The 4814-nt window shown below is 33.4% G+C and carries 6 protein-coding genes; all 6 read left to right on the top strand.

From position 1 onward, the window contains the following. Positions 1–224: 224 nt before the first annotated feature. The 6 genes from ACTTG8_RS09610 (at position 225) to ACTTG8_RS09635 (ending at position 4731) form a co-directional block, all read left to right on the top strand. A complete protein-coding gene (locus ACTTG8_RS09610) occupies positions 225–449 on the top strand; it encodes a DUF3791 domain-containing protein (protein ID WP_442561894.1) in 225 nt (74 codons plus the stop codon). Next, positions 442–1011 (top strand): DUF3990 domain-containing protein, encoded by a 570-nt coding sequence (locus tag ACTTG8_RS09615; protein ID WP_442561895.1) that lies wholly within the window; start codon positions 442–444, stop codon positions 1009–1011. The genes ACTTG8_RS09610 and ACTTG8_RS09615 overlap by 8 nt, the downstream gene beginning before the upstream one ends. Further along, positions 996–1235: a hypothetical protein gene (locus tag ACTTG8_RS09620; RefSeq protein WP_442561896.1), complete on the top strand. Its 240-nt coding sequence runs from the start codon at positions 996–998 to the stop codon at positions 1233–1235. Before ACTTG8_RS09615 ends, ACTTG8_RS09620 begins: the two co-directional genes overlap by 16 nt. 88 nt (positions 1236–1323) lie before the next feature. Beyond that, positions 1324–2385 carry a lysylphosphatidylglycerol synthase transmembrane domain-containing protein gene (locus ACTTG8_RS09625; protein WP_442561897.1) on the top strand — a complete coding sequence of 354 codons (1062 nt, stop codon included), beginning with the start codon at positions 1324–1326 and terminating at the stop codon, positions 2383–2385. A gap of 77 nt (positions 2386–2462) precedes the next feature. Next, on the top strand, positions 2463–4010 hold the full coding sequence (locus ACTTG8_RS09630) for an ABC transporter permease/substrate-binding protein (protein WP_442561898.1): 1548 nt from the start codon (positions 2463–2465) through the stop codon (positions 4008–4010). Then, on the top strand, positions 4003–4731 hold the full coding sequence (locus ACTTG8_RS09635) for an ATP-binding cassette domain-containing protein (RefSeq protein WP_442561899.1): 729 nt from the start codon (positions 4003–4005) through the stop codon (positions 4729–4731). Before ACTTG8_RS09630 ends, ACTTG8_RS09635 begins: the two co-directional genes overlap by 8 nt. Positions 4732–4814: the final 83 nt, after the last annotated feature.

The raw sequence follows: 4814 nt of genomic DNA on the forward strand, positions 1-4814 counted from the left end.
AAAATATGTTATCTAAGTCATATGTTATCTTATATTTCTCAGATATTTCATCTACTACTTTAGGAAGCTTTAGTTCGTTGTAAACACTAAATGTTCACCTCAAGAAAAAATATAGATTTTTGAGAATTAAAATATATTGTTTGATTAGAATAATATGGAAACCGGCTGTAAATGGTGTATAATATCTTATAAACAGTAAATGATGTTTTAAGGAGCAGTATAAAATGAGTAAAAAATCAGAGATTATATTTATGCAGACAAGGCTAATCAGACTGGCGGCAGAAGAATGGAAGATGTCAATTGAGAAAGTTATTAATTTATTTAGTAAGGCAGAGGTATTAGGATATATTGAAGCCGGATATGGAATTTTTCATTGTGAGGGAGATGAAGCAGTACTGGAAGATATATCAGAATTTATCAAAAGAAAGGGGATACGGATAAATGCTTGAATTATCGAATGGACTGTTGTTATATCATGGAAGTTATTGTGAAGTCAAAAAGCCTGACATTGAAAGATGTGCCAAAAATAAGGATTTTGGACAAGGCTTTTATCTTACATCATCTAAAGAACAGGCGGTGAGTTTCTTAAAGACATCTATAATAAAGGCAGTGGCTGACAGAAGTATATTAAGAGAACAAGATTTTGGGTATATTTCTATATTTGAAATTAATCTGATAAAGGATATAGAGATTAATATTTTTAAGACTGCAAATGAAGAATGGCTGCATTGTATAGCAGCACATAGAAAGAAGCATTCTTTTAATAAGGTTGAAATGGAAATGTTGAAATATGATGTTATAGTAGGCAAAATTGCAGATGATACTACTAATGCTGTATTAACAGCATATATAGCCGGTGTTTTTGGAGAAATTGGAAGTAAGGAAGCTGATGAATTTTGCATTAAACAATTATTGCCAAATAGACTGAAAAATCAATATTGTTTTAAAACGGATAAATCACTGGAGTGTATAAAATTTATAGGAAGCGAGAAAATATGGCTGAAAAGGTAATGAGTAAAGAACGATTGGCATATACAATTGATTTGTTGATTACTATGGTTGTAGAGGAAATTGCTGAAGATACAGGGAGAGATTTTAAAGAAGTATTAACGGACTTTCTCCTATCAAAGACGGGCAAAGCTCTATATGATAATGATACGAAACTTTGGTGCAATGGTCCATCATATATTGCAAATATCTACAAAGAAGAAGTAAAGCATAAGAATTTATCCTGAAATAAAAGGAAATGTAAGATAAATGTAAAGTTTGGGAGCAAAATTTGTGTTATACTGTAAAGATAAACTCCCAAGGAGAATTTTATAGATGGATAAAAAGGCTAAAAAAGACATATTTAAGAATATATTGTGGACAGTTATAACAATTATAATAGCCGTACTTACAGTTACAGCTATTACAAGTCAAGCGAAGGGATTTTCGGTAAATGATGCATGGATTCTTATAAAGCATGGAAAAAAGGGTTTTATTGCTCTTTCTGTGGTTTCTGTAATCTTGTACATCTATCTTGAAGGAGCTGCAATAAAATATATTTTGAAACATATTTCAGTAAAGGTAGGTCATAGGCAAGCATTTTTATATTCGGCAGCAGATATTTATTTTTCTGCTATTACACCTTCTGCCTCAGGAGGACAGCCTGCAAGCTTTTATTTTATGAAAAAAGATGGAATATCATTTTCAAAAGCTACTATGTGCCTTGTATTAAATCTATTAATGTATAGCTTTGCTATTGATTTTGTGGCTATTTTAAGTTTTATAGTAAGGCCTGATATTTTTATGCAGTTTAATGATTTTGGGAAAGCCTTCATAGTTTTGGGCTTTATCATAATGAGCGTGCTTACTCTATTCTTTTTTATGCTCTTAAAAGAACCGAAGTGGATGGAAAAACTTGGATATTGGGGCATAAGTCTTTTAGGAAAGATTCATATTATCAGAAAACCTGAAAAGAAAAAGGAGAGATGGGAAGAAACTATTAAAAAATACAGTGCTATTTCAGATATAGCCTTAGGGAAAGGAAAGATGCTTATTGTAGCATTTTTATTAAATCTTGCTCAAAGGATAACTCAGATAACTATTACTCTATTTGTTTATTTAGGACTTGGAGGAAAGTTTAATCATATATTCGATATATGGTTTTCACAGGCTTTTGCAGTAATAGGCTCCAACTGTGCTCCAATTCCCGGAGCACAAGGTGTAGTTGATTATCTTATGATACAGGGCTTTTCTAAGTTTATGCCTCCCGGTTTAGCTGTTCATACAGGGCTTTTGAGCAGAGGAATCAGCTTTTATATCTGTATTATTATAAGCCTTGTTACGATAATTATTGGTTATATTAGAAGAAGAAAGAAGGTTGGTAAAATCACTACATAAATTCCTTGACAACGCTAATCTCATATAGTAGTATTGTCGGGAATAATTTTCTATCAACTAATCTGGAGGACGAAAAGATGATAAATAATATCATAGAAGAGTTTATCGGAAACTCTTCATTTTACCTTAAGCTACTGCTTGAGCATATGGGAATTATATTTACTGCTGCCATAATTGCAATAATAATAGGTCTGTCCATTGGTATATGGATAACAACAAAACCTAAAATTGCCGGTTATATAATTTCTATTGTAAATATAACCTATACCATTCCTTCCATAGCACTCTTAGGTTTCTTAATCTCTTTTACAGGAATCGGTAACACAACTGCAATAATTGCCCTTACCATCTATGCCTTACTTCCTATAGTAAGAAGCACCTATGTGGGAATAACTACAATTGATCCAAAAATTATAGAAGCAAGTCGGGCAATGGGAAGTAAAGATTACCAGATAATGTATAAAATTAAACTCCCTCTTGCATTTCCTATAATATTTGCTGCCATAAGAAATATGCTTACCATGACCATAGCCCTTGCCGGTATAGCATCTTTTGTAGGTGCAGGAGGCTTGGGTGTGGCTATTTATAGAGGAATTACCACCAATAACCAAGTGCTTATTTCCATAGGAAGCTTTTTAATCGCCTTACTCGCACTTACAACAGATGGTATTTTAGGAGTAATTGGTAAACTGATTTCTACACATAAATTAAAAACAATAAAGACAAAACGTGCTGTTGTCGGAGTTCTTGTTTTAGCTATAATACTTGCTACAATAGGCTTTTGGAAGAATCAAGATAAAGGTATAATAAGGCTCGCCTCAAAACCAAACTCTGAAGGTCATATTTTAGCTGAGATTACTGCGGCACTTATCAAGGGGAATACAGATTTAGATGTAAATATTACATACGGTGTCGGAGGAGGAACTTCCAACATCCACCCTGCTATGGTCAAAGGTGACTTTGATATGTATCCTGAATACACCGGAACTTCTTGGAATATAGTATTAAAAAGAACAGAGCCATATACAGAAAATGATTTTGATATATTAAATAAAGCTTACAGTGATGAGTACAAGCTTACCTGGAGGGGAATGTTCGGCTTTAACAACACCTATAGTATAGGGCTTAGAAAAGATTTAGCTGAAAAATATAATATTAAAACTATCAGTGACTTAGCCAAATATTCAAACGATTTTGTTTTCGGTGCAGGATATGACTTCTTTGAAAGAAAAGATGCCTTTAAGTCTATGGTCGAAGCCTATAAGCTTAAATTTAAGAAACATGTGGATATGGATAACGGTCTTAAATATCAGGCTATATTTGACAAAAAACTGGATGCAATTTCTGTATTTACAACTGATGGACAGCTATCCGATCCTAGGATTGCCCTCCTTAAAGACGACCTTAACTTCTATCCTAAATACATGGCAGGTATAGTTGTAAGAGAAGAAGTTCTTAAAAAACATCCTGAATTAAATACTGTACTTGACAAACTGAATAACCTTATAGATGAAGATACTATGGCAAAGCTTAACAACAGGGTTGAGGCAGGAAAAGAAAATCCAAAGGATGTTGCAATCAGTTTCTTAAAAGAAAAGGGCTTTACGGAGGTTAAAAATGACTAAACTAATTGAATATAAAAATATATGCAAATCATATTCCGGCACTCCGGTACTCCAAGGCTTTAATCTTGAGATAAACGAAGGTGATTTCCTCTGTGTTGTAGGAACTTCCGGTTCAGGAAAGACTACTATGATGAAAATGGTTAATGGCTTATTAACCCCTGATGAGGGTGAAATATTAATATCCGGTAAAAATATTAAAAATGAAGATATTATTTCTCTCAGAAGAAAAATAGGCTATGCCATACAGGGAAATGGATTATTTCCACATATGACTGCTGCCGAAAATATAGGCTATGTACCAAAGCTTGAAGGTGCTGATGATAAGGCTATAGAGAACATTGTGGATAAAATGCTCAAACTTGTGGGGCTTTCTGCTGATGTAAAAGAAAAATACCCTGATGAACTTTCAGGTGGACAGCAGCAAAGAGTAGGTCTTGCAAGAGCTTATGCCAATTCACCGCTTATTTTGCTTATGGACGAGCCTTTCGGTGCAGTTGACTCTATCACAAGATATCAACTACAAAAAGATTTAAAAGAAATCCATAAGGCTACAAATTGTACCATTGTTTTCATTACACATGATATTCAGGAAGCTTTTAAGCTTGGGACTCATATTTTAGTAATGGATGAAGGTAAGATACAGCAGTATGGAACAACTGATGAAGTATGGAATAATCCTGCTAATGATTTTGTTAAAAAACTAATAGATATGACTAGATAATACAGAAAGCGGGTGCCAAAGACAGCACCCACTTTTATTCTTTTAATTTGCCTATTCTCTTACTTATGGGGTTATAGTCACAA

Source organism: Catonella sp. (assembly GCF_052173895.1).
Classification (GTDB): domain Bacteria; phylum Bacillota; class Clostridia; order Lachnospirales; family Lachnospiraceae; genus Catonella.

What these genes read in the sequence shown, in the direction of transcription:
- ACTTG8_RS09610 (WP_442561894.1), top strand. Translation starts at nt 225, where the DNA reads ATGAGTAAAAAATCAGAGATTATATTTATGCAGACAAGGCTAATCAGA.
- ACTTG8_RS09615 (WP_442561895.1), top strand. Translation starts at nt 442, where the DNA reads ATGCTTGAATTATCGAATGGACTGTTGTTATATCATGGAAGTTATTGT.
- ACTTG8_RS09620 (WP_442561896.1), top strand. Translation starts at nt 996, where the DNA reads ATGGCTGAAAAGGTAATGAGTAAAGAACGATTGGCATATACAATTGAT.
- ACTTG8_RS09625 (WP_442561897.1), top strand. Translation starts at nt 1,324, where the DNA reads ATGGATAAAAAGGCTAAAAAAGACATATTTAAGAATATATTGTGGACA.
- ACTTG8_RS09630 (WP_442561898.1), top strand. Translation starts at nt 2,463, where the DNA reads ATGATAAATAATATCATAGAAGAGTTTATCGGAAACTCTTCATTTTAC.
- ACTTG8_RS09635 (WP_442561899.1), top strand. Translation starts at nt 4,003, where the DNA reads ATGACTAAACTAATTGAATATAAAAATATATGCAAATCATATTCCGGC.